Annotated in this window: 17 protein-coding genes and 1 pseudogene; 7 read left to right on the top strand and 11 right to left on the bottom strand. The window is 68.9% G+C overall.

Translation table 11 applies throughout. The annotated features are described in order from the left end of the window. The first annotated feature begins 1 nt into the window (after position 1). Genes ACWH43_RS13510 through ACWH43_RS13520 form a run of 3 tightly spaced genes read left to right on the top strand, consistent with a single transcriptional unit; the run spans position 2 to position 3366 of the window. Positions 2-1210 carry an acyl-CoA dehydrogenase family protein gene (locus ACWH43_RS13510; RefSeq protein WP_448153510.1) on the top strand — a complete coding sequence of 403 codons (1209 nt, stop codon included), beginning with the start codon at positions 2-4 and terminating at the stop codon, positions 1208-1210. Between the two features lie 59 nt (positions 1211-1269). Beyond that, entirely contained in the window at positions 1270-2910 is a 1641-nt protein-coding gene (locus ACWH43_RS13515) for a benzoate-CoA ligase family protein (protein ID WP_158445568.1), read from the top strand. A 48-nt stretch (positions 2911-2958) separates the two neighbouring features. Beyond that, positions 2959-3366, top strand: coding sequence for a RidA family protein (locus tag ACWH43_RS13520; RefSeq protein WP_158445567.1), 408 nt, complete (start codon positions 2959-2961; stop codon positions 3364-3366). Positions 3367-3469: 103 nt separating this feature from the next. Here the strand turns inward: ACWH43_RS13520 and ACWH43_RS13525 are convergent, their stop codons facing one another. The 6 genes from ACWH43_RS13525 to ACWH43_RS13550 all read right to left on the bottom strand — a co-directional run bounded on the left by ACWH43_RS13525 (position 3470) and on the right by ACWH43_RS13550 (position 13273). Beyond that, a complete protein-coding gene (locus tag ACWH43_RS13525; protein WP_260349447.1) occupies positions 3470-5125 on the bottom strand; it encodes a sulfate adenylyltransferase subunit 1 in 1656 nt (551 codons plus the stop codon). Further along, the gene (gene cysD / locus ACWH43_RS13530; RefSeq protein ID WP_158445566.1) at positions 5125-6027 is read right to left on the bottom strand and encodes a sulfate adenylyltransferase subunit CysD; all 903 of its coding nucleotides are present in this window, start codon (positions 6025-6027) and stop codon (positions 5125-5127) included. The genes ACWH43_RS13525 and cysD overlap by 1 nt, the downstream gene beginning before the upstream one ends. Then, positions 6024-6848, bottom strand: a complete 825-nt coding sequence (locus ACWH43_RS13535) for a phosphoadenylyl-sulfate reductase (RefSeq protein WP_158445565.1) — start codon at positions 6846-6848, stop codon at positions 6024-6026. Before ACWH43_RS13535 ends, cysD begins: the two co-directional genes overlap by 4 nt. Positions 6849-7174: 326 nt before the next feature. Continuing rightward, complete coding sequence (locus tag ACWH43_RS13540; protein WP_158445564.1) at positions 7175-10930, bottom strand: error-prone DNA polymerase; 3756 nt, start codon at positions 10928-10930, stop codon at positions 7175-7177. Next, the gene (locus ACWH43_RS13545; protein ID WP_158445563.1) at positions 10927-12471 is read right to left on the bottom strand and encodes a Y-family DNA polymerase; all 1545 of its coding nucleotides are present in this window, start codon (positions 12469-12471) and stop codon (positions 10927-10929) included. Before ACWH43_RS13545 ends, ACWH43_RS13540 begins: the two co-directional genes overlap by 4 nt. Then, positions 12377-13273, bottom strand: coding sequence for an ImuA family protein (locus tag ACWH43_RS13550; RefSeq protein WP_158445562.1), 897 nt, complete (start codon positions 13271-13273; stop codon positions 12377-12379). The genes ACWH43_RS13545 and ACWH43_RS13550 overlap by 95 nt, the downstream gene beginning before the upstream one ends. A 252-nt stretch (positions 13274-13525) precedes the next feature. On the opposite strand from ACWH43_RS13550, the gene ACWH43_RS13555 reads away from it, so the two are divergent. From ACWH43_RS13555 to ACWH43_RS13570, 4 genes and pseudogenes are all read left to right on the top strand, one after another. Further along, positions 13526-14980: a phospholipase D-like domain-containing protein gene (locus ACWH43_RS13555; RefSeq protein ID WP_158445561.1), complete on the top strand. Its 1455-nt coding sequence runs from the start codon at positions 13526-13528 to the stop codon at positions 14978-14980. An 83-nt stretch (positions 14981-15063) separates the two neighbouring features. Further along, a pseudogene (locus ACWH43_RS13560) lies at positions 15064-15858 on the top strand (endonuclease/exonuclease/phosphatase family protein); the annotation flags it as partial. A gap of 334 nt (positions 15859-16192) precedes the next feature. Next, on the top strand, positions 16193-16741 hold the full coding sequence (locus tag ACWH43_RS13565; RefSeq protein ID WP_158448111.1) for a chromate transporter: 549 nt from the start codon (positions 16193-16195) through the stop codon (positions 16739-16741). An 8-nt stretch (positions 16742-16749) separates the two neighbouring features. After that, positions 16750-17286 carry a chromate transporter gene (locus ACWH43_RS13570; RefSeq protein ID WP_158448112.1) on the top strand — a complete coding sequence of 179 codons (537 nt, stop codon included), beginning with the start codon at positions 16750-16752 and terminating at the stop codon, positions 17284-17286. 216 nt (positions 17287-17502) lie between these two features. Here ACWH43_RS13570 and ACWH43_RS13575 read toward each other — a convergent pair whose 3' ends face one another. The 5 genes from ACWH43_RS13575 to rfbG all read right to left on the bottom strand — a co-directional run bounded on the left by ACWH43_RS13575 (position 17503) and on the right by rfbG (position 23960). Beyond that, complete coding sequence (locus ACWH43_RS13575; protein WP_158448113.1) at positions 17503-18276, bottom strand: response regulator transcription factor; 774 nt, start codon at positions 18274-18276, stop codon at positions 17503-17505. 670 nt (positions 18277-18946) lie between these two features. Then, entirely contained in the window at positions 18947-19969 is a 1023-nt protein-coding gene (locus tag ACWH43_RS13580; protein WP_158446724.1) for a glycosyltransferase family 2 protein, read from the bottom strand. 19 nt (positions 19970-19988) lie between these two features. Further along, positions 19989-21428, bottom strand: coding sequence for a polysaccharide pyruvyl transferase family protein (locus tag ACWH43_RS13585; protein ID WP_158448114.1), 1440 nt, complete (start codon positions 21426-21428; stop codon positions 19989-19991). Then, positions 21425-22765, bottom strand: coding sequence for a protoporphyrinogen/coproporphyrinogen oxidase (locus tag ACWH43_RS13590; protein WP_260349442.1), 1341 nt, complete (start codon positions 22763-22765; stop codon positions 21425-21427). Before ACWH43_RS13590 ends, ACWH43_RS13585 begins: the two co-directional genes overlap by 4 nt. A 37-nt stretch (positions 22766-22802) precedes the next feature. Next, positions 22803-23960, bottom strand: coding sequence for a CDP-glucose 4,6-dehydratase (gene rfbG / locus ACWH43_RS13595; RefSeq protein ID WP_158446347.1), 1158 nt, complete (start codon positions 23958-23960; stop codon positions 22803-22805). Positions 23961-24031: the final 71 nt, after the last annotated feature.

Raw genomic sequence — 24031 nt, forward strand, 5'->3', positions numbered from 1 at the left:
GATGGACCGCGCTCCTCGCCTCGGGCTGGACATTCTCGGCGATACGCTGGACTGGCCGTTCTTCGAGGAGCGCCACCGCGCCTTCGCCACCGCGCTCGCCGATTGGGCCGGTACCCATCTCGCCGGCCTGCCGCATACGCAAATCGACGCGGCCTGCCGGGCGCGCGTCGTGGCGCTCGGCGCCGCCGGCTTCCTCAAGGCCGCCGTGCCGGCCGCCTATGGCGGGCTTTCCGACAGGCTCGACGTGCGCACGCTCTGTCTCGCCCGCGAGATTCTGGCCGCGCATGACGGCCTCGCCGATTTCGCCTTCGCCATGCAGGAACTCGGCACCGGCGCCATCAGCCTCGCCGGGCCGGAGGAGATGAAGCGGCGCATCCTGCCGGAGGTCGCCGCCGGCAGGCGCATCGCCGCCTTCGCCCTCTCGGAGAAGGAGGCCGGCTCCGACGTCGCCGCCATGGCGACGACCGCGACGCCGGACGGCGGCGATCATGTCCGCATCGACGGCGAGAAGAGCTGGATCTCGAATGGCGGCATCGCCGACCATTACGTCGTCTTCGCCCGCACCGGCGAAGCCCCCGGCGCGCGCGGGCTCTCCGCCTTCCTGGTCGAGGCGGACACGCCCGGGCTGACCATCGCGGAGCGGATCGAGGTGATCGCGCCGCATCCGTTGGCGACCCTGCGCTTCGAGGCTTGCCGCGTGCCGCTGGACAACCGCATCGGGGGCCCGGGCGACGGCTTCAAGGTCGCGATGGCGACGCTCGACATCTTCCGCGCGACGGTCGGCGCCGCCGCGCTCGGCTTCGCCCGGCGCGCCCTGCACGAGACGCTCGAGCATGCCAACGGCCGCAAGCTCTTCGGCGGCTCGCTCGGCGATCTCCAGCTCTCACAGGCGGCCATCGCCGAGAGCGCGGCGGAGGTCGATGCCGCCGCCCTCCTCGTCTATCGCGCCGCCTGGACCAAGGACCGCGGCGCCGCCCGCGTCACCCGCGAGGCGGCGCTGGCCAAGCTCGTCGCCACCGAGAACGCCCAGAAGGTGATCGACCGGGCCGTGCAGATCCATGGCGGCCTCGGCGTCACCAGGGGCGTCAAGGTCGAGGAATTGTACCGGGAGATCCGGGCGCTGCGCATCTACGAGGGCGCCTCGGAGGTCCAGAAGGTCGTGATCGCGCGCGACCTGCTCAAGACGCATGCCGGAAGAGCACATCGTTAGGGCCGGAGCACCGATCGGGCCAACGGCCTGACCGAACCCGGCTCTCGCAGGGGAACGCCATGACAGCAACCGGATTCGCGAGATCGGGGCATCAGGACGGCTTCGCGCGGGAGAACCTGCCGCCGCGCGAAAGCTGGCCCGATCTGAGGCTGGAAGAGGCAGGCCTGAACTACCCCGAGCGGCTGAACTGCGTCGCGGAACTGCTCGACCGGCACATCGCCGATGGGCGCGGCGGGCGCATCGCCGTGATCGCCAGCGATCTGCACTGGAGCTATGCCGACCTCGCCGACAAGGTGAACCGCATCGCCAATGTGCTGGTGCGCGACCTCGGCATGGTCAGCGGCAACCGCGTGCTGCTGCGGGCCGGCAACACGCCGATGATGGTCGCGGCCTATCTCGCCGTCATCAAGGCCGGCGGCATCGCGGTGGCGACCATGCCGATGCTGCGGGCGGGCGAGCTCGCCTATCCGCTGCGCAAGGCCAGGATCGCGCTCGCGCTCTGCGACCACCGCCTCACCGCCGATCTCGAAGCCGCGCGGGCGCAGGCGCCGGAACTCTCCCGCATCGTCGCGTTCGGCGCCGCCGGCGGCGAGCTGGAGGCGCTGATGGCGCAGCCGGGCTACGAACATTTCGAGGCCGCCGATACGGCGCGCGACGATGTCTGCCTGATCGCCTTCACCTCCGGCACCACCGGCGAGCCCAAGGGCACCATGCATTTCCACCAGGACATGCTGGCGATCTGCGACTGCTACGGCGCCCGCGTGCTGAAGGCTTCGCCGGATGATCGCTTCACCGGCTCGCCGCCGCTCGCCTTCACCTTCGGGCTCGGCGGGCTCGTCCTCTTCCCGATGCGGATCGGCGCGGCGATGGTGCTGCCCGAGAAGGCCGCTCCGGCCGACCTGATCGAGGCGATCGAGCGCCACAAGGTCAGCGTCGTCTTCACCGCGCCGACGGCCTATCGGGCCATGCTCGACAAGCTCGACGGGCGCGACATCGCCTCGCTCAGGATCTGCGTCTCGGCCGGCGAGGCGCTGCCCAGGGCGACCTTCGAGGCCTGGCAGGCGCGCACCGGCCTGCCGCTGATGGACGGCATCGGCGCCACGGAGATGCTGCACATCTTCATCGGCGCGCCGCGCGAGGCGATCCGGCCGGGCTCGACCGGGCTCCCGGTGCCCGGCTACGAGGCGAAGATCGTCGATGCGCAAGGGCGCGAGGTGGCGGACGGCACGCCCGGGCGCCTCGCCGTGCGCGGGCCGACCGGCTGCCGCTACCTCGCCGATCCGCGACAGTCCGTCTATGTGCTGGATGGCTGGAACCTGACCGGCGACACCTATCTGCGCGATGCGGACGGCTATTTCTGGTACCAGGCCCGCTCCGACGACATGATCGTCTCGGCCGGCTACAACATCGCCGGCCCCGAGGTCGAGGCCTGCCTGCTGACGCATGAGGCGGTGGCCGAATGCGGCGTGGTCGGCGCGCCCTGCCCCGAGCGCGGGCAGATCGTGAAGGCCTATGTCGTGCTGCGCGAAGGCATTTCCGGCGACGCGGCGCTGGCCAGGGCGCTGCAGGAGCATGTGAAGGCCGGCATCGCCCCCTACAAATATCCCCGTGCGATCGCATTCGTCGACGCCCTGCCGAAGACGGCGACAGGCAAGCTGCAACGCTTCGCCCTGCGCCGGATGGCCCAGGGCGAGGCCTGAGATACGTCAACCAGAGCCCGACAACAGCCGAAACCGAGGCGACCATCCATGTCCGACCATCCGCAATCCCGCGCCATCCTGCCCGAGGGCTGGCCGCAGCCGCGCGGCTATGCCAACGGCATGGTGGCGGAAGGCCGCGTGCTGGTGACGGGCGGGCTCGTCGGCTGGAACGCCGAGGGCGTCTTCGCGCCGGGCTTCATCGGCCAGCTCCGCCAGACCTTCCTCAATGTCAGGGCGGTGGTCGAGGCCGGCGGCGGGCGCGTCGAGGACATCGTGCGGATGACCTGGTACGTCACCGACATCGCGGCCTATCGCGCCAGCCTGGGCGCCATGGGGCCGATCTATCGCGAGGTCTTCGGCCGGCATTTCCCGGCGATGGCGGTGGTCGCGGTGACGGCGCTGGTCGAGCCGGAAGCCTTGCTGGAGATCGAGGCGACGGCGGTGGTCGGAGGCTAGCGCGCTATAGCGCGCGGTCGCCGAGATAACGCCGGAGCCCTGTTGTCCGGGTTCGCGCCGATGGCGCGCCCCGGAATGACAAGGAAAGACGAGCCGGTCGCCCTCAAATCCCCGCGCCGTCCTGCAGCGCTCCAACCGGCGCCTTGCGCCAGAGCCGCATATGCAGCGCCCGCAGGCCCGGCCGCAGCAGGATGTCGCCGAAGGCGAGCCCGAGCGAGGCCGGGGCGTTCGCCGTCAGGGCGAAGGCGGCCGCGAACAGCCCGGCCGTGCTGAGCACGCGCCAGCTCAGCGCGGCGAGCCAGGCCCGGCGGTCCGGCGTGCCGCGCCGGCCGACGATGCGGATCAGGCCGCGCTTCGCCCGCGCCAGCGCGCTGCCCTCGCCCACGGCCTGCCGGGCCTCGCCCGCGCCGGGCTCGACGAAGCCGAAGGCGACCGTCTCGTTGCTGATCCGGTCGATCAGGATGAAGCCGCCAAGCTCGTGGCTGCGCCTGTAGGGCAAGGATACCAGCGGCCGGTCGAGCCGGAGCGTGACGAGGCCGATGCCGTTCATGCGCAGGCTCTGCGCCGGCAGCGGCCGGAAGCCCTCGATGTCGATGCTGTGATGCAGCGTCTCGACCGTGGCGTTGGCGCTCTGCGTCCCGAGCTTCAGCAGGAACTGCGAGCCCTCCAGCATGGCGCGCGCGCCGGTCCAGAGCAGGCGTGCCTTCAGGCCGCGGCTCACTGGGAGCGCCGTGCCGGCGGCGGCGATGACGTCGCCGCGCGAGATGTCGATGTCGTCCTCCAGCGTCACGGTCGCCGCCTGCCCGGCCGCGATCTGGCTCGCCTCGCCCCCCGCACCGATCAGCCGGGCGATGCGGCTCGCGCGGCCGGAGGGCAGCGCCACGACCGGGTCGCCGATGCGGGCGCGGCCGGCGACGGGGGTGCCGGCATAACCGCGGAAGTCGAGATCGGGACGGTTGACCCATTGCACCGGCAGGACGAAGCCCTCCTCGCCGCCCCCGGCGCGGCTGACCGCGACGCTTTCGAGATAGGGCAGCAGCGCCGGGCCGTCATACCAGGGCATCAGCGCCGAGGGCCGCATGACGTTCTCGCCGTCGCGGGCCGAGACCGGCACGAAGCGGATCGAGGCGAAACCCAGGCTCCGCACCGCCGCGCGATACTCGCCCGCGATCCGCTCGAAGACGGCCTCGTCATAGCCGACGAGGTCCATCTTGTTGATCGCGACGACGACGTGGCGGACGCCGACCAGCGAGACGATGAAGGAATGGCGGCGCGTCTGCGGCAGCAGGCCCTTGCGCGCATCGATCAGGATGACGGCGAGGTCGGCGGTGGAGGCGCCGGTCGCCATGTTGCGGGTATACTGCTCGTGGCCGGGCGTGTCGGCAACGATGAAGCTGCGCGTCTCGGTGGCGAAATAGCGATAGGCGACATCGATGGTGATGCCCTGCTCGCGCTCGGCCGAGAGGCCGTCGACCAGCAGCGCGAAATCGGGCTTCGCCCCTTGCGTGCCGAATTTGCGGGAATCGCTGTCGAGCGCGTCGAGCTGGTCGTCGAAGATCGCGCCGGCCTCGTAGAGCATGCGCCCGATCAGCGTCGACTTGCCGTCATCGACCGAACCGCAGGTGATGAAGCGCAGGAGCGAATGCTGGCCGGTTTCGCTGCTGCCTGGCGTATCGTTGGCAGGGAGAAGGTTCGGCGCCGGCTTCGCCTTCCTGATCGGTATCTTCCTGGCCAGACTCCCGGCGACGGCAAAGCCCATCAGAAATAGCCTTCCTGCTTCTTCTGCTCCATCGAGCCCGCCCCGTCATGGTCGATGACGCGGCCCTGCCGCTCGGAGGATCGGGAGGAGCGCATCTCGGCGATGATGTCGGTGAGGCTCGCCGCCTCGCTCTCGACGGCACCGGTCAGCGGATAGCAGCCCAGCGTGCGGAAGCGGACCATCCGGGTCTCGACCGTCTCGCCGGGGAGGAGTTCCAGGCGCTCGTCGTCGCGCATGATCCAGGCGCCGTCGCGCCGCACCACCGGGCGCGGGGCGGCGAAATAGAGCGGCACGACCGGGATGTTCTCCAGCGCGATGTAGTCCCAGACGTCGCGCTCGGTCCAGTTGGAGAGCGGAAACACACGGAAGCTCTCGCCGCGATGCTTGCGGGTGTTGAAGAGCTGCCAGGGCTCGGGACGCTGGTTCTTCGGGTCCCAGCGATGCTCGGGGCTCCGCAGCGAGAAGACGCGCTCCTTGGCCCGGCTCTTCTCCTCGTCGCGGCGGGCGCCGCCGAAGGCGGCGTCGAATTTGTGGAGGTCGAGCGCCTGCTTCAGCCCTTGCGTCTTCATCACGTCGGTATGGATGCGCGAGCCCGAGGCGAAGGGGTTGATGCCCGCCTTCACGCCCTCCTGGTTGATATGGACGATCAGGTCGAGCCCGAGCCGCTTCGCCGTCTCGTCGCGGAAGGCGATCATGTCGCGGAACTTCCAGGTCGTGTCGACATGGAGCAGCGGGAAAGGCGGCTTGGCCGGAGAGAAGGCCTTCATCGCCAGATGCAGCAGGACGGCGGAATCCTTGCCGATCGAATAGAGCAGCACCGGCTTGTCGCAGGTCGCCACCACCTCGCGGATGATGAAGATCGCTTCCGCCTCGAGCTTCTGGAGATGGCTGAGCTGGATCATGCCAGCGCCTCCGCCGGCGGAGCTTCCCGCAGGGGCGGCTTGCTGCGCACCAGCCTTCCGTCCGGTCCGACATGCAGGCCGCATTCCCGGGCGGCATCGTCCTCCCACCACCAGCGCCCGGCCCGCTCGGGCTCGCCCGGGCGGATGGCGCGGGTGCAGGGCTGGCAGCCGATCGAGACGAAGCCCCGCGCGTGCAGAGGATTGATCGGCACGGCGTTGCGCTGCGCGAAGGCCAGCGCCCGCTCGCGCGTCCAGTCGAACAGCGGGCTCGCCTTGACGAGGCCGCGGCCCGCATCGGCCTCGGCCAGCCTGACGCCGCCGCGCGCGGCCGACTGGTCGGCGCGCAGGCCGGTGAGCCAGAGATCCGCCCCGGCGAGCGCCCGGCCGAGAGGCTCGACCTTGCGGATGTCGCAGCAGGCTTTGCGGGCCTCCCGCGAGCCGTAGAAGCCGTTGACGCCGTTCCGGCGGACATAGAGCTCGACCGCCTCATGGCGCGGATAATAGGGGCGGATCAGAATGCCATAGCGCTCCTCGGTCTCCTGCCAGAGCGCATAGACCTCCGGGAACAGCCGGCCGGTGTCGAGCGTGGCGAAGGTGACGGGCAGTTTCGCGCCGGCGATGAGATGGGTGAGCACCTGGTCTTCGAGGCCGAAGGAGGTGGTGAAGACGACGGGGCCGACCGCTTGCGCGACGAGGCCGGCGAGGCGGTCCGCGACGTCCGCCCCGCCGAACGCCGTGTCGAGCCCGTCCGCACGACGCGCCAGCGCCGCGCTGTGCGGAGGAGCGGGCGGCGTTTCGTCGGGGCCGGAGCTGAGCGCCATGGACCTGGCTTCTGTTCGGTAAATCGAACAAAGCAGTTATACCCAGGAGGGCGAAGGCGCAATTAACATGAGGTAGCCGGTTTTTTCTTATTTCACTTCCATTGGAGAAGTTTGTTTTGACGGACGCGCCTGCGCGGCGCGCCTGAATGAGGCCCTGCCGCAACATCCCCGCCCTCATCCCGGACAAGCGGCCAAGTCGCGCCGATCCGGGATCCATGCCTGAGCGCCTTCGGTCGAGGCTCAGGCATCGATCCCGGCTCTCCCTCCGGTCGCCCGGGATGACCCGGAAGATAACGGAAGTAGCAACAGCCGGACGGTCGCCCCCTTCAATGGAAATCCCGCGATTTCGGCAGGATGCGGACATTGCGCGGGTGACGGTGGCGCGGCAGCGGCGGGTTCTTCAATTCGTCGACGGGCAGGGGAACCTCGGCGCGATGCGTGTCCGACAGCGACAGCAGATCGGGCGAGCGGTCGAGGATGCGCTGGGCCATCAGATGCACCACGCCTTCGGGGCTCTTCTGCACGCGGCCCTCGACCAGCATCAAACGCGCGCCCATCACCTCGCGGCGGAAGCGCTCGAACAGCCGCGCCCAGATCACGACATTGGCGATGCCGGTCTCGTCCTCCAGCGTGACGAAGATGGCGTTGCCGTTGCCCGGCCGCTGGCGCACCAGCACGATTCCGGCCGTGCGGACGAAGGCGGCATCGGCCCTCCCTTCGGTCTCGGCGCAGCTCAGCACGCCCTCGCGGCGGAAGCGCGGGCGCAGGAGCTGCATCGGATGGCCCTTCAGCGAGAGGCGGACCGTCTGGTAGTCGGCGACGATGTGCTCGGAGAGCGGCATGGCCGGCAGCGCCATCGCCGGCTCCCGCCCCAGCTCGCGGGCCTGCGCGGCCTGGAAGAGCGGCAGCGCCGCGTCGTCCGGCAGGCGGCGCACGGCCCAGAGCGCCTCGCGCCGATCCAGCCCGAGCGAGCGGAAGGCGTCGGCATCGGCGAGCAGGCGCAGGGCGTGGGCCGGAAGGCCGGCGCGGCGCATCAGTTCCTCGACATCGCGATAGGGGCCGCCGGCATCCCGCGCCTTTGCGATCGCCTTGCCCCAATCCTCCTTGAAGCCGTCGATCTGGCGGAAGCCGAGACGCAGCGCGAAGGGGTGTTTCTGCTTCGGTTCGTCTGATCCCTTTCCAGCAGACACTCCGGTAGAGCAATTCCGCAATTCTTCGAATCGCGGAATTGCTCTAGGCCGTTGTTTTAACGCATTTTCTTCACGCGAACCGGTGTCCACTTCGCTCGAAAATGCTCTAGAACCCCTCTCCTGTAAGGAGAGGGGCAGGGGTGAGGTGCTGGCCGTTCGACCAGCGAGGTGCGCCCCTGCGGCGTCGCAGCGGTGAGGTCTCGCGACATCGTCCAACGGCCTACCCCTCACCCTGCCCTCTCCCTCCGGGAGAGGGTTCTCCGCGATTCTTTCGGAAATGCTCCGGCATGGATCCCGGGTCTCCCTTCGGTCGCCCGGGATGACTGAGCCGTTTTCTTCAAAGTGCCCGACCGCTTCCAGCCCGTTGTCCCAGCCGCTCACATTCACATCGACCGGCCTCGGCTCGACGCCGCCGTTCTCCTGCGCCTCCCGCACGATCTGGGCGGGGGCGTAGAAACCCATCGGCTGCGCGTTCAGCAGCGCGCAGGCGAAGGCGGCCGGATGCCAGCGCTTCAGATAGGAGGAGATGTAGACCAGCTTGGCGAAGGAGGCGGCGTGGCTCTCCGGGAAGCCGTAGCTGCCGAAACCCTTGATCTGCTCGAAGCAGCGCTGGGCGAAATCGCGCTCATAACCCCGCGCGACCATGCGCTCGACCATCATCGCCTCGTAATCGCCGATGGTGCCGGCATTGCGGAAGGTCGCCATCGCCTTGCGCAGGCCGTTGGCTTCGATGTCGGAGAATTTGGCAGCGACCATGGCGAGCCGCATCGCCTGTTCCTGAAAGAGCGGAACGCCTTCAGTTTTCTCCAGTACGTGATGGAGTTCGTCTTCCGGCCCATGCTCTGGCGATGGAGCAGGAAAGGTCACCTTTTCGATCCCCGCCCGCCGCTTCAGATAGGGATGCACCATGTTGCCCTGGATCGGGCCGGGCCGGACGATCGCGACCTGGATGACGAGGTCATAAAACTTATTGGGCTTGAGACGCGGCAGCATATTCATCTGCGCTCGGCTCTCGACCTGGAAGACCCCGAGCGACTTGCCCTCGCAGAGCATGTCGTAGGTCGCGTCGTTCTCCTTCGGCACATCGGCAAGACCCCAATCGATGCCTTCGTGCTCGCGCAGCAGATCGAACGCCTTGCGAATGCAGGTCAGCATGCCGAGCGCCAGGACATCGACCTTCATCAGCCCGACCGCGTCGATGTCGTCGCGGTCCCATTCGATGAAGGTGCGGTCCTCCATCGCGGCGTTGCCGATCGGCACCGTCTCGTCGAGGCGCCCGCGCGAGAGCACGAAGCCGCCGACATGCTGCGAGAGATGGCGCGGATAGCCCAATAGCCGGATGGCGAAGTCGACGGCGCGGCGGATCGTCGGATTTTTCGGGTCGAGACCGGCCTGGCGGACGCGGTTGTCGCCGATCTCGCTGCCCCAGCTCCCCCAATTCGTGTCGGCGATGCGGGCGGTGACGTCCTCGGTCAGACCCAACACCTTGCCGACCTCGCGGATGGCGCTGCGCGGCCGGTAATGGATCACCGTCGCGGCGATGCCAGCCCGCTCGCGGCCATAGAATTCGTAGATCCACTGGATCACCTCCTCGCGCCGCTCATGCTCGAAATCGACATCGATATCGGGCGGCTCCTTGCGCTCGGTCGAGATGAAGCGCTCGAACAGCACGTCGTTCTCGGCGGGATCGACGGCGGTGATGCCGAGCACGTAGCAGACGGCGGAATTGGCGGCCGAGCCGCGGCCCTGGCAGAGGATGCCCCTGCTCTCGGCGAATTCGACGATCTGGCGGATGGTCAGGAAATAGCGGGCATATTCGAGCTTCGCGATCAGATCGAGCTCCTTCTTCAGCAAGCCCTGCACCTTCTCCGGCACGCCGTCCGGGTAGCGGATCAGACAGCAGCGACGGACCAGCTCCTCGAGCCAGTCCTGATCCTTCCAGCCGGGCGGAATCGGCTCGTCGGGGTATTCGTATTTCAATTGCCCGAGGTCGAACTCGACGCGCGAGAAGAGGGCCTGCGTCTCGGCAATGGCCTCGGGCGCGTCGCGGAAGAGGCGGGCCATCTCCCGGGGCGGCTTGAGATGGCGCTCGGCATTGGCCTCCAGCCGCCGCCCCGCCCGCTCGATGGTGACGCCTTCGCGGATGCAGGTGAGCACGTCCTGCAGATCGCGCTGCCCGATGGAATCGTAGAGCGCGTCATTGGTCGCGATCAGCGGCGTGCGGGTCGCGGCGGCGATGTTCTTCAGGCGCGCGAGGCGGCGGCGGTCGTCGCCGCGCCGATGCATGGTCGCGCCGAGCCAGACCGCGCCGGGCGCGGCCTCGTCGAGCCGGGCGAGCAGCGCCGGCAGGCCGTCGAGCCTGCGGCCCGGCAGCGGGATCAGCAGCAGGTCGCGGGCATCGTTCAGGAGGTCGTCGAGGACCAGCCGGCATTCGCCCTTCTTCACGTCCTCCTTGCGGTTGCCGTGGCTGAGCAGGCGGCAGAGCCGGCCCCAGCCGTCGCGATTGGCCGGATAGACGACGATGTCGGGCGTGCCATCGGCGAAGACGAGGCGGGCGCCGGTGGCGAGCTTGAAGCGCTTCGCCATCGCCTTCATCTGGTCGGAGGTGAAGGGCAGCGCGGCGAAGTCGGCATTCTCGACCCAGACATATTCGCCGGGGCTGCCGCCTTCCCGGACCTTGTCGGGCGCCGGCAGGCCGTCCTCCCGCAATTGCCGGAGCGCCGCCCAGGCGCGCACGACGCCGGCCACCGTGTTGCGGTCGGCGATGCCGATGCCGGCATAGCCGAGCAGCAGCGCCGTCAGCACCATATGCGGCCCCGGCGAGGCGCCGCGCAGGAAGGAAAAATGCGTCGCGGCAACGGGTTCGGCGAAAAGGTTTCCGATCTGATTCATGCGAAGAGCCCGTGCAGGAACCAGCGCGGCGGGACGGCGCCGACCCCGTAGACGCCGATGCGGTAGAGCCAGAAGCGGCGGCCTTCAGCATCCTCGACGCGGTAGTAGTCGCGCACCGGCTCGTCCGAGCCGTCGCGCCACCATTCGGGAGCGATGCGCTCCGGCCCTTCGGCGCGGGCGACATCGTGCGTGAGGCGCCGCCAGCGGAAGCGGATCGGCGGCCCGTCCGGCACCTCCGCGATGGCCTCGACCGGCTGCGGCGGCTCGAAAAGCTGGAGCGGGCGGGCCGGCGGCTCGCGCGGCTCGGGCGCGGGCCAGGCCGTCTCCGGCTGCGGCGCCGCGGCGGAGAGCGCCTTTGCGGCGCGGACGGGATGGTGCGTGTCCTGCGCCGCGAAGCGCAGCACCCGGTCGCGACCGAAACGGGTGGCGAGCCGGTCGACCAGATCGGCCACCGCCTCCTCCTCGACCGCACGACCATCGAGGCTGTGCTGGGGCGTGCCGAGGGGCTCGCAGAGCGGCACGGCGAGCCGGATCGCGTCGAAGCCGAAACCGGGATCGAGCGGATCGGCCAGCGTCTCGATGCGCTCGCGATAGAGCCGGAGCAGCGCTTTTGGCTCGCGCGAGGGCCGGCCGGTCTCGATGGCGAGGCGGCGCACCGCGCCGTCGCTGCGGAAGAAACCGAGCTCGAAGACGCGCCCGCCCGCGCCGCGCGCCTCCAGCACCCGCGCCGCCTCCCCGATCAGCCGGACGACCACCGCCTCGAGGCTCGCCATATCGGCGAAAGGCTCGGCGAAATGACGCTCGACCACGCAATCCGGCGGCGGGCGCAAGGGGATGATGCGACGGTCCTCGCGGCCGAGGATGCGCCGGAGCTTCACCGCCAGCGCCTCGCCGAAACGGGCCGAGAGGGTTTCCGAGGGGCGCGACGCGACGTCGGCCAGCGTCTTCAGGCCGGCGCGGGAGAGCGCGATCACGGTCTCGGCCTCGGTCTCCAGCGCGGCGACCGGCAGCGGGTGCAGCAGCGCCTCCTCGCGGCCCGGCGGGACGATGCCGCACGGCCCGAAGCGGGCGCAGGCGCGGGCGGCGTCGGGCGTGCCGGCAATGGCGGCTTTCGACATCAGGCCGATCCGCTCCATGCTGCGTCGGACGAGGCCGATCATCCCCTCCTCGCCGCCGAAGAGATGGGCGCAGCCGGTGATGTCGAGCGCGAGACCATGCGGCTCGTCGCGCGCGACGAGCGGGGTGAAGCGGTCGCAGAAGGCGGCGACCCCGTCGAGGAACTCCCGGTCGGCCAGCGGCTCCGCCTCCAGCGCGACGAGGTCGGGGATGCGGGCACGGGCATCGGCCAGCGTCATCTCCCGCGTCAGGCCGAGGCGGACGGCGAGCCGGTCGCAATCGACGAGGCGCAGGGCGTTGCCCTGCATCCCGACCAGGACATGCGGCTTCTCAGCCGGTGCGCCGCAGGCCGGAATCCGGCCCAGCCGCCGCAGCCTGTCCGTCGCCAGATAGGGGAACCAGAGGGCGAGATAGCGGCGGGACATCGGTTCTGCGGGAAGTGTCGGATCGGTCGAAGACGGTTCGGTTCTCGAAAGCGCATCGGTCACGGTTCCACTCCACACGCCACTCTCGTTCCGCCACGCCGCCGCGCTGGCGCAGCAGCCGCAGCCCGAAGGCCGGGCCGCCCGGCGCATTCGCCTCCAGCGCCCGCGAGGCCAGCGGCCGGACCTGCCAGCGCGTGCGCGCCGCGCTCGGCATCTCCGCCGCGGCGACGCGCAGCAGCAGGGTCGTCACGCCCGAGCCCTCCGCCGCGAGCGCGAGCCGGCGGCTCGCGGTGAGGTCGAAGGCGCGGGGCTCGCCCCAGGGCTCGATCAGCACGGCGCCGAGCGCCGGGCAGCGCGCGCCCTCCGCCCCGGCACGCAGCACGCCCTCGCCGTCGCGCGCCCTGACCAGCAGCAGCCGGGCCGGATCGAGCCCGAACTCGTTTAGCCCCGGCGCATGCAGCCGGCCGGTCTCGGCGTCGACGAAATCCTGCCGCACCCAGAGGATCGGCCTCCCGCTCCCGGCTGCGCCCTCTTGTGCGTCCTCGTGCACGCCCCCTTGCGCGTCTCCCCGCGCCGCCCGCAGCGCCAGCCCGAGCGCGAAGCCCGTCGCGGCGGCGAGGCCGGCGGTTCCAGCGGCGTAGACCTCGTGCAGGGCCGACCGCTCGAGCCCGCCGGACAGGGCCGCGTCGATCTCCGCCGCGCCGAGCCCGACCCTGCCGGCCGCGGCCGGGCCCGTCCGCAAAGCCGCTTCGGCGAGGCTGCGGCGCAGGTCGGACAAGGCTGGCGAGGCGGCTGTCTGCATGGGTGGCGGCTCAATTGTTCTCTCTTTGTTCTTATAGAACGCCCTCTCATGGAAGGCGAGTCGAGTCTGGGGCTGGGCGGTGAACCGCTGACAGCGGGTGGCGGGATCCCCCGCTCCCGTCATTGCGAGGAGCGCGGCGACGAGGCCATCCAGAGGGGCCCGGCGGCACCGATCGACCCGGCCGCCCCGGATCGCCGCGCTGCGCCCGCAATGACGTTTCAATCCGTGCGAAACATGCTCTAGCTTCGGCATATGTGGGAGATTCTCTCGGCCTATTGGCCGCATATCCTCGCCGTCATCTCGCTGGCGATGGCGGCGACGGCCGCCGTCCATGCGGTGATGACCAAGGACGAGGTGCGCGCCGCCATCGGCTGGGCCGGCGTCATCGTCCTCTCCCCGATCGTCGGCGCCCTGCTCTACGCCATCGCCGGCGTCAACCGCATCCGCCGGACCGCCATCCTGTCGCAGCGGCCGGGCCATCGCGTCGGGGGGGATGGCGGCGCGGCGGTCCATGCCGACGGCGCGACGGTCGAGCGGCTGTTCGGGCGGCGCTTCGCCGCGCTGAAGACGCTCGGCGACCGCGTCGCCCGCCACCCGCTGACCATGGGCAACCGCATCGAGACGCTGCGCACCGGCGACGAGGCCTATGCCGCGATGCTCGTCGCCATCACCGCCGCCGAGCGCAGCGTGATCCTCGAAAGCTACATCTTCGACCGCGATCCGCTCGGCCTGCGCATCGCCGATGCGCTGATCGCGGCGCAGAAGCGCGGCGTCGCGGTGCGGGTGCTGATCGACGCCGTCGGCGCCCGCTATTCGGTGCCGAGCATGGCCGGCTATCTGCGCGCGGGCGGGCTCGACGTCCGGGTCTTCAACGGCAACATCATCATGGGCCTCCGGCTGCCCTACGCCAATCTGCGCACCCACCGGAAGATCATCGTCGTCGACGGGGCGGTCGCCTTCATGGGCGGCATGAACATCCGGCAGGGCTTCACCGCGGAGTTCGCGGGCGAGGCTTCGGCGCACGACACGCATTTCCGGGTCACCGGGCCGGTGGTCGCCGACCTCTTCGCCGTGGCGGCGGAGGATTGGCGCTTCACCACCGGCGAGGCGCTCGAAGGCGAGGCCTGGGCGCTGCGCGCCCCCGCCGCCGAGGGGCCCGAGGTGCTGATGCGGGCCGTGCCGTCCGGCCCCGATTCCTGCCTGGAGAACAACCACAAGATCCTGACCGGCGCCCTCTCGGTGGCGCGCCATTCGGTGAGGATCATGTCGCCCTATTTCCTGCCGGACCAGGAGCTGATCAGCGCGCTGGTGACGGCGGCGCGGCGCGGCGTCGCCATCGACATCGTCGTGCCCTCGGTCAACAACCTCGTGCTGGTCGACCGGGCGATGACGGCGCAGTTCGACCAGATCCTGAAGAACTACTGCCGGATCTGGCGGGCTTCCGGCGCCTTCGACCATTCCAAGCTCTTCGTCGTCGACGGCGCATGGGCCTATGTCGGCTCCTCCAATCTCGATCCGCGCTCGCTCAGGCTGAATTTCGAGATCGACGTCGAGGTGCTGGACCGCGACTTCGCCGGCGAGATCGACGCCCGGATCGCCGGCGTGATCGAGGCCGCGACCGAGGTGACGCTTGCCGGCCTGCGCGCGCGACCCTATCTCCTGCGTCTGACCGACCGGCTGATCTGGCTCGGCTCGCCCTATCTCTGACACGGCGCGGGCGCATGAGACGGCTCTGGCGTATCCTGCCGGTCCGCCGATTCGATTCCATGCCGACACAGGCTGGCGCCGCGATGCACAAGAAGAGCCCGAGCCTGCCGGCGAGCATCATCTCCTCGCTCCGCCACCGCAGAAGCCGGCCGGCCGCGCCCTCCGGGCGCAGCGCCGAGCAGGCTTCCGGCACGCTGGTCGCCTCCTACAACGTCCATAAATGCGTCGGCGTCGACGGGCGCTTCGACCCGGAGCGGATCGCCCGCGTCATCGCCGAGATCGGGCCGGACGTCATCGCCCTGCAGGAGGCCGACAAGCGCTTCGGCGAGCGCCACGGCCTGCTCGACCTTCCCCGGCTGGAGCAGGAGACGGGCCTCGTGCCCGTGCCGCTCGGCAATGCGAGCCGCGCCCATGGCTGGCACGGCAACGTCGTGCTGTTCCGGCGCGGCATGGTGCGGGACGTCCACCAGGTGACACTGCCGGGGCTGGAGCCGCGCGGCGCGCTCGTCGTCGAGCTCGACCTGGAAGGCGGCGCCGCGCTCAGGATCGTCGCCGCCCATTTCGGCCTGCTCAAGCGTTCGCGCGCCCAGCAGGCGCGCCGCCTGATCGAGATCATGCAAAGCCGGGACGAGCGCCCCACCCTGCTGCTCGGCGATCTCAACGAATGGCGCCTGGGCGCGCGCTCCTCGCTCAAGGAGCTGGGACCGGCCTTCCACACCCTGCCGGTGCCGGTGCCGAGCTTCCCCTCGGGCCTGCCGCTGCTGGCGCTCGACCGCATCATCGCCAACCGGCCGGAAATCCTCTCCGATGTCGAGGTCCACGATACGCCGCTGGCGCGTACCGCCTCGGACCATCTGCCGATCAAGGCCTATGTCGATCCCGGCCTGCCGGATCTCTCCCCGGCGGAGGCCGATCTCGCCCGCGGCGGCAGGCCCGCGCCCCTCTCCGAGCGGCCCCTGCCCATGCCGGAGCCGCTGCCGCGCGGCGAGGCGGGGCAGCGCAACCGCGAGCGCGTGCGGGAGGCGGGAGCCCGGCTCAAGCGGGCGGTCAACCGTACCCTCGGCCGGCGCGGGCCGCCGCCGCGCTCGTGACGCCGCCGGCGCGCGGCGGGAACCGCCGCGCGGTCATGGCTCGCATGCACGGCCGCGCTGGCCATCCCCGCCGAAGCCGGCATTGTGCCGATCCCAGAGTCGCCTGCCCCGCGGACCTCAGATGCCGGTTTCGACCCCAGAACCTCCCAGCCCGGCCCAGCTCTTCCTGATCTTCGCCCGCATCGGGCTGACCAGCTTCGGCGGCGGGCTCAGCGGCTGGCTGCTGCGCGAATTCGTGCAGCAGCGCAAATTGATGAGCGAGGAGGACTTCCTCAACGGGCTTTCGATCGCGCAGGCGCTGCCGGGGGTGAACGTCACCAACATGGCGATCTGGATCGGCTACAGGCTCGGCGGGCGCAACGGCGCCATCGCCTCCTGGCTCGGCATCGTCGTGCCCGCCGCCCTGCTGATCGTGCTGATCAGCACCGCCTTCAGCGCGCTCGCCGGCTTCGCGCTCACCCATGTCGCGCTGGCCGGCGCCGCCTGCGCGGCGATCGGGCTGTCGCTGTCGATGGGGCTCACCGCGGCCCGGCGCGTGCCGCGCCGCGCCTTCCCGCTCGCGATCATGGCCGCGACCTTCGTCGCGGTCGCCATCCTGCAATGGCCGCTGATCTGGACCGTGCTCGTCGCCGGCTCGCTCAGCGTCGCCGTCAGCTATTCCCGGGGCTGATCTCGCCGATGCCCGCCATCGCCCTCAGCATTCTCGTCGTCTTCCTGCCGCTCTCGCTGGTGACGATCGGCGGCGGGCAGAGTGCTGTCGCCGACATGCACCGCCAGATCGTCGACCTGCATGGCTGGATGACCGCCTCGCAATTCGTCGACGCCTTCGCGATCTCGCGGCTGGCGCCCGGGCCGGGCTCGCTGCTGGCGACGCTGATCGGCTGGCGCATCGCCGGGCCCTGGGGGGCGCTGGCGGCGACGATCGGCATCTTCGGCCCGACCGCGCTGCTGATCTACGGCGTCGCCCATATCTGGTCGCGCTTCGAGGGCGCGAGGCTGCTCAAGGCGCTGGAAAGAGGGCTGCGGCCGGTCGCCGCCGGGACGATCCTGGCGGCGAGCTACGTGCTGCTGGCCTCGCTCGACAGCGGCTGGATCGGCCGCGGGCTGGCGCTGGCCTCGACGGCGCTGCTGATGGCCACCCCGATCAACCCGCTCCTGCTGATCGGCGGCGGCGCCGGCTGCTTCGCCCTGCTGCACCTGGTCGGGCTGGCCTGAGATGCCGCGCAGGGATCTATCGCATCGCCGGCGGCCGGGGCGCGGAGGCTCCCGGAGCATCGGCCCGCAAAGCGGAACGCGGCTTTCGGGAAAAGCCGATGCAAGATCAAAGAACCTGAACATCGGACTGAATACGACATCCAGTCCGATGCTCTAGCTTATTGATTTAACGCATTTTCTTCACGCGAACCGGTATCCACTTCGCTCGAAAATGCTCTAGCGGGAGAGTGTCCAGCCCGTTTCGGCCTCGGCGGCGGAAAACACCGAGTTGCTGTTTGCGGGCAGCAGCAGCACCGCGTTGTTGATGCCCCAGATCGCCGCCTGCGTACGGTTCTGGACCCGGATCTTGCGCAGGATGGCCTTGATATGGGCCTTCACCGTCGCCTCGGCGATGTCGATCTTGCGGGCGATGAACTTGTTGGAATCGCCCTCGATCAGGCAGCGCAGGATCGCGGTCTCGCGCGGCGACAGCAGCGGCGCCGCCGGGCTCTCGGGAGAGGCGCAGCCGGCCGTGGCAGCCTGCTCCTGGCGGGGGATTCCGGCGCCCCGGCCGGTGCGGCGGCGCTTTCCGGCCATGGGCTCGGGCGCGGGAAAGGCCGGCGGGAACACCGCCTCCCCCAGCATCAGCAATTCGATGCATTTGACGAAAGCGTCGCAGGAAATCGCATTGACGAGATAGCCGGCGGCCCCGGCCCGGAAGGCCAGCCCCGGTTCGGCGGCGGCGTAATGCTCGGCCACGACCGCGACATGCGCCTCCGGATATTCGTCGCGCAGGCGTCCGATTTCCGCGGCGACGAGGCTGAAATCGTCGCTCGTATGAACGATCAGGAAGAGGAGCCGTTGCGCCCGGACCTTGCCGCGCAACTCCTCGACGCCGGTGGCGGAGGTCAGGACGCGAAACTTCTGCTCCTGCAGGATTCGGGAGATGCCTTCCCGCATCAGGGAATATTTCCCCAGGACGGCGATTCCGAAGGATCGACTCTCCTTCATGTAATCCTCCTGACTCTTCAGGCAGCTTTCGTTGTTCCTCCCCCATGAAAAACTCAGTTTATCGGAACGCTGGACGCCGGCTCGGCCGAAGCGGCCGCGCCGGCCCTGATCCGCCGCCCACGCGGCACGGCGCGGCGCAAGGCGGCCCGACAGGCATCCCTCCCGGCCGCCTTCAAAAGCTTCGGCAATTGCGACAACGGCCCCGCCGACTTCGCCGGATGCGCCTGAGCATGGGTCTCGACGCAGGCCTGGGCCCGGGCCTGGGCCGCCCGACCGGCTGCCGCAGGCGCTCCTGCGGCGGAAAGGCCGCCGGCGCCCGATGGCCGCCGGCGCGGCCCCGGCCGCACGAGCCCGCGGTTGTCGAGAGCGGGCTCACCCGCCTCGCGCCGCCGCAGATCGTGAAAGACGCTGCCTATCACTGGAATGCCCGCAACACATGAACGGTCGACCCGAGGAAGCATCGGGCCGTCGGCATCTCCTGTTTTGAAAGCTACTCAAAATTCACCGATCGCGCAAGTTGATTATCAATCCGTTAACCAATTCAGCAACGTCATGACCGAGAGGCCTTGAGCAAGCGCCTCTCGCCGGCAAGCGCCTGATCCGGCACGAACCGTTGTCTGCTGATCGAACACAGTCCCTTCAACATTCGATTTCAGTCGAAATTGCCCCTCTAGGAAACTTTCATCCCTTTGATCATGTAATGAAGGCGAATTCTCTTGCTGATGGTCTGTATCGTGCCCTTCGGGTTCAGAACCGAATCCACCGCTTTCGCCGCGATACCGAGAGAGAGTTTTCGCCCGTCGAAGCGATAGCCGAGATCGCGCAGCCGCTGGATGTGATAGTCCCAGAACGCCCTGTCCCTGAACTTGAAGGCGTTGAGCGACAGATAGGCGTAGTACTGGTCCAGCAATTGCGCGATCCGCGCCTGCTTCTCGCTGCGGGTGAGATACCAGTCGCCATATTCCTGGCAGTCGCTGATCTCCGCCGACACATAGGCGTTGTTTTCGAGCGAGGCGGTGGTCACGCGGTCGTAGTGAATCCGCTCATGCGTCAGGATCTGATGCACGAAACCGAAATCCGCATGGCGCAGATGCTTGAGGCAGGCGCTGGTATCCGCCTCCTGGGTGGGATTTGGAAAGAATGCGTCGGTGCTTCGCACGAGATCGGCCCGGTACAGGACCGAGGTCGGGTTTCCCAGGACCCTCAAGGTGCCGAGCAGTTGCGCGCGGCAGATGTCCCGCCCCAGGATGACGGGCTGCGCATAGGACAGCCCGACATTGCGGACATACCAGATATCCCGGCCCCCGCTGAGCTGATAGGCGCCGACGATGCCGACCGATGGATGCGCCTCGGCGAGGGCGACCATCTTTTCGAGGCATTCCGGATAGATCCAGTCATCCGCCGAGACGACCTTGCAGTATTTGCTGTCCTTCGCGATCAGTCCGAACGCCCTGTTGTGGTTGGCGATGATCGGAAGCAGCGCGTCATTGCTGAGGACGCGAATTCTGCTGTCGCGCCGGCTGTATTCCTCGGCGATACCGAGCGTCCCGTCCGTGCTGGCATTGTTGAGAACGATGTATTCCCAATTCCGGTATGTCTGCGACAGAACGCTCTCGATGCATTCCCTGAGGAACTTCTCTCCATTGTAGACGGGGGTCACAACGCTGACCAACGGCTCGCTGCTTTCGCTCATCTCGCCCACCTTCCTCGCATTATTCCTTCTTCCCGGCCTCTTTTTCGTTGTTGTCCAGGAAAAGATCGTCGAATTGCCGGGTCAACTGCACCTGGAAGATCGCAACCTGCCTTCCGATGCGGGCTTTGACGTCATCGGCATTGGCGAGCAGGCGCTCGACCCTGGTTGCCAGATCTTCCGCATCGCAGCGGGAGATCTCGACGCAGTATTCGCCGAGCCCCAGCTCTTCCATCAGGTTGGTGACCTTCGGATGCGGCGCCAGCGCGACGGCGGGCACATTGAGCAATGACGCGAACACCACGCCGTGGAAGCGGCAGGTGACGTAGCAATCCAGGCCGGACAAGGCAGCGAACATGCCGTCGATGCCGGAAACCGCCTCGCAGGTGACGCGGTCCGGCGCCAATGCCGGGTCATTCCTCCGAATAGCAGCCTCGAGATCCGCAATCGCCCGGGAATCGAACCAGATATCGCTGCTGAAGAGCTTGATCCGGTATCCGCGCGCGAGCATCCGGCTGCCGAACTCGGCCAGGCTGGCGATCAGGTTCCGGTAGCCCCGATCGTCATCGACCCAGTGACGCGAGGAATCGCCATAGGCCATGGGCCCGATGCCGATCACGCCCTCCGCGTGCGCAGCGGCCGGGGCCTGCCTGGCGGAGTCCGGCAGCCGCAGATTCCACACCGTGTCGACGACGACCCTGACCTTGCCGCGGAAGCCGATCCTCCGCAGCAATTCGCCGGAAGCGCGGTCGCGCACCGACACGTAATCGGCCATGGCGAGCATGCGCCGGACGAACCAGCGGCTCAAAGGCGCATCGAGCGGCCCTGCCCCGCTGTTCAGGAAGACGCATTTGACGTTGGCGCATTTGGCGAGGAGGATCCATTTGAACAGCGTATAGGGGAACGCCCAGGGGCCGCCCCAATCGAGAAGCTGCCCGCCTCCGCAGATGACGAGCATGTCGAGCCCGCAAAGCAAAAGCAGCGCGCGCAGCAGAAACGCCGTCTCGCGAATGAACTGGGCGGGCCGCAGGATCAGCCCGCGCCGAACCGCGTTCCCGACGCGGAACAAGGGCCCGGTTTTCTTGATGAAAGCCTTGAGCTTGCTTGCAACTCCCTGAGGGCCGCCCGGATGCTGGGCCGACGACCATTCGCGCTCGAACGGAAAAACGCGCTGGCGCATCGCAAAGCAGGGAATGCCGTGCCGGCGCGTCGTGTCCTCCGGGTCCATCGACAGGCCGACGATGGACGCCCCGGAGACCCTGCTCGCGATGTTGTCGAGCACGGCGGCGATCGAGGCCTCGTCCCCCAGATTGCCCGTGCCGCAATGCCCCAGAAGGGCGATACGGCTCGACCGCGCCGGCACGGCCCGCACCGGCTCGACGCCTGCCTCCCGCCGCTCGGACCAGGACGGTTCGAGCGGCGTGGCGCCGGCGCGGAGATCGATGCGGCCCCGGTCGCTCATGCCATCTGCACCTGCCGCTGGACCCGGGAGGCCGCCAGCCGGGAGAGCGCCGCCCCTGCCGCCGCCTCACCGCTCTTGAAGCTCTCATCCGTCCACATGTACCCCCAGTCGCCGTAGCGCCCGCAGTAGGAGATGCCGAGATCGTCGAGATAGCCGTGCACCGTCGCGAGCGCGGCTGCCCGGTCGAGATCGAAGATGATGTTGGCGTAGCGCAGATACATCGCGTTGCGGCACATGATCCGGTCGCTGTCGCGCAGCAGACCGCAGCGGCGAAGATCGCCGATGACGGGCTCGATGAGATCGGCAGGCCTGCCGGTGAATGGCCTGTACTTGTCCGCGAAATAGACCTCCGCCTGGATGCTTCCCATGCCCTTTGGGGCGTTGTTCGGCGAGAGCATGTGCGGGAAGCCGAGGCGCGTGAAGCAGATGTCCTCGTCGTAGAAATAGGTCATGTGGGCGCTGGAGATGTCCTCGCGGTCCACGCCGATATTGACCAGCACGCAGGAGGAGCAGGCGAGCCGGCGCGCCGCCTCCAGAACGTCTGGCGGCGTGCCCCTGATCATCGGGACGAGATCCGGAAGCGGCACGGACGAGACCAGGAGATCGTAGCCGGCGCGCGCGCCGTTCGAGAAAGCGAGCTGGCGCGCCCGCGGGTCAACCGAGACCAGCTCGTGGTTCAGCCTGATGTCGCCGAATGGCACGAATTTCCGCAGGTAGGAGACGAAGCCACCCCGGTTCGGGTAACGGAAATGCGTGATGTAGTGGATGTTCGGCGACGAGGCGGAGATCGCGCCGCGCAGCACCTCCTCCAGCGTCGGGCGGTAGATCCGCGGCCCGAGCCAGTCCGTGCTCATGTTCTCGGCCGTGGTGAGGTGGTATTTGCGCGTATACTGCTTCGGAAAGAGCTCGGCGAAGGTCGGGCCGAAAGAGGCCATCAGCCAGTCGTTGTAGGTGTCGATCGGCCCCTCCGGCTTCTGCCGCTCCTCCACGAAATCGGCGATCACCTTGACGATCACGTCTTCGGGCAGGCCGTGCAGGTGGAGCTGGACGGGATGCTGAGGCCAGTAGCCCCGCCAGTAGTTGTTGAGGCTGATCTGGATGGTTTCGTAGAGCTGGTCGACGCTGTCGGCGAACAGGCCCTGGATGCGCTCGTCCTTGGTGAAGGAAATATGCGGCCCGATATCGAAGACGAAGCCGGGCTCGTGGCGAAACGACATGGTATGGCCGCCATAATACGCGTTCTTGTCGTACATGATCGGCGTGATGCCCTCCTCCCGGAGGCGGTGAGCCGCCCCGAAGCCGGCCATTCCAGTTCCCAGTACAATCGCGTTCGGCATGAGCGTGCTTTCCCTGTGCCGTCGTTCAATTTCCGGATCAGCCTTCGGCGGCCGAAAGCAGCGGCGCGGCGGCGGCCTTCATCCGCCGCCGTGCCGCCTGAGCGCTGGTCTCGGCGTCGTCCTGGAGGAGATATTCGTAGCGCTCGATCTGCCGGCGCGTGAGCGACTGGAGATCCTGCCCCGCCTGGAACGCCTCGTACCATTCGACGATCCAGAGCAGGCTCTGATCGAGCTGGAGCACCGGGCGCCAGCCCAGCAGCGCGCGCGCCCGCGACGTGTCGAGCCGCAGCAACTGCGCCTCGGCCGGGTGGGCCGCCCCGTCCTGCGTCCAGGAAGCGCCCTCGCCCCAGGAGGCGACGAGCCTGTCGGCGATCCACGAAACCGGCCTGGCATCGGCCTCCGCCGGCCCGAAATTCCAGCCGGACGCGAAGCCGGCGCCGTCCTCCGCCAGCCTCTCGCAGAGCAGGAGGTAGCCGTGGAGCGGCATCAGCACGAATTGCCAGGGCCGGATCGCGCCGGGATTGCGGATGCGGCAGGGGCGCCGGTCGAGGAAGGCCCGGATCAGGTCGGGGATGAGCTGGTCGGCCGTCCAGTCGCCGCCGCCGATGGCGTTGCCCGCCCGGGCGCTGGCCAGCGCCACGCCGTGGCGGGACAGCGCTTCCGGCGCGAAATAGGAGTCGCGATAGGCTTTCGTCGCCAGCTCCGCGCAGCCCTTGGAGCTGGAATAGGGATCGTGGCCGCCCATCGGGTCGCTTTCGCGATAGCCCCAGACCCATTCCCGGTTCTCGTAGCATTTGTCGCTGGTGACGTTGACCACGACGCAGGGGCGCCCGCGCCGACGGACGGCCTCGAGCAGATGGACCGTGCCCATCAGATTCGTCGCATAGGTCTCGACCGGCTCGTCATAGCTGCGCCGCACCACCGACTGCGCCGCCATATGGATGACGATGTCGGGATCGCAGGCCGCGATCGCGGATTGCAGATGCGCGAGGTCGCGCACGTCGCCGCGGATCGAGCGGATGCATTCGCCCACCCGCGCCTGGACGAACAGGCTCGGCTCGGAGGGCGGGTCGAGCGCGTAGCCGGTGACGTCGGCGCCCAGCGCCTCCAGCCAGAGCGAGAGCCAGGCGCCCTTGAAGCCGGTATGGCCGGTGAGGAAGACCTTGCGGCCCTGCCAGAAGGAGCGATTCAGCATGGCCGGTCCAGCCCCGTTGCGATCGAGGAATCGGATGCCGCCGGGGCCTGCCCCGGCCGGCGCGCGCGCCC

Source organism: Allobosea minatitlanensis (assembly GCF_964020775.1).

What these genes read in the sequence shown, in the direction of transcription:
- ACWH43_RS13510 (WP_448153510.1), top strand. Translation starts at nt 2, where the DNA reads ATGGACCGCGCTCCTCGCCTCGGGCTGGACATTCTCGGCGATACGCTG.
- ACWH43_RS13515 (WP_158445568.1), top strand. Translation starts at nt 1,270, where the DNA reads ATGACAGCAACCGGATTCGCGAGATCGGGGCATCAGGACGGCTTCGCG.
- ACWH43_RS13520 (WP_158445567.1), top strand. Translation starts at nt 2,959, where the DNA reads ATGTCCGACCATCCGCAATCCCGCGCCATCCTGCCCGAGGGCTGGCCG.
- ACWH43_RS13525 (WP_260349447.1), bottom strand. Translation starts at nt 5,125, where the DNA reads ATGGGCTTTGCCGTCGCCGGGAGTCTGGCCAGGAAGATACCGATCAGG.
- cysD (WP_158445566.1), bottom strand. Translation starts at nt 6,027, where the DNA reads ATGATCCAGCTCAGCCATCTCCAGAAGCTCGAGGCGGAAGCGATCTTC.
- ACWH43_RS13535 (WP_158445565.1), bottom strand. Translation starts at nt 6,848, where the DNA reads ATGGCGCTCAGCTCCGGCCCCGACGAAACGCCGCCCGCTCCTCCGCAC.
- ACWH43_RS13540 (WP_158445564.1), bottom strand. Translation starts at nt 10,930, where the DNA reads ATGAATCAGATCGGAAACCTTTTCGCCGAACCCGTTGCCGCGACGCAT.
- ACWH43_RS13545 (WP_158445563.1), bottom strand. Translation starts at nt 12,471, where the DNA reads ATGTCCCGCCGCTATCTCGCCCTCTGGTTCCCCTATCTGGCGACGGAC.
- ACWH43_RS13550 (WP_158445562.1), bottom strand. Translation starts at nt 13,273, where the DNA reads ATGCAGACAGCCGCCTCGCCAGCCTTGTCCGACCTGCGCCGCAGCCTC.
- ACWH43_RS13555 (WP_158445561.1), top strand. Translation starts at nt 13,526, where the DNA reads ATGTGGGAGATTCTCTCGGCCTATTGGCCGCATATCCTCGCCGTCATC.
- ACWH43_RS13565 (WP_158448111.1), top strand. Translation starts at nt 16,193, where the DNA reads ATGCCGGTTTCGACCCCAGAACCTCCCAGCCCGGCCCAGCTCTTCCTG.
- ACWH43_RS13570 (WP_158448112.1), top strand. Translation starts at nt 16,750, where the DNA reads ATGCCCGCCATCGCCCTCAGCATTCTCGTCGTCTTCCTGCCGCTCTCG.
- ACWH43_RS13575 (WP_158448113.1), bottom strand. Translation starts at nt 18,276, where the DNA reads ATGAAGGAGAGTCGATCCTTCGGAATCGCCGTCCTGGGGAAATATTCC.
- ACWH43_RS13580 (WP_158446724.1), bottom strand. Translation starts at nt 19,969, where the DNA reads ATGAGCGAAAGCAGCGAGCCGTTGGTCAGCGTTGTGACCCCCGTCTAC.
- ACWH43_RS13585 (WP_158448114.1), bottom strand. Translation starts at nt 21,428, where the DNA reads ATGAGCGACCGGGGCCGCATCGATCTCCGCGCCGGCGCCACGCCGCTC.
- ACWH43_RS13590 (WP_260349442.1), bottom strand. Translation starts at nt 22,765, where the DNA reads ATGCCGAACGCGATTGTACTGGGAACTGGAATGGCCGGCTTCGGGGCG.
- rfbG (WP_158446347.1), bottom strand. Translation starts at nt 23,960, where the DNA reads ATGCTGAATCGCTCCTTCTGGCAGGGCCGCAAGGTCTTCCTCACCGGC.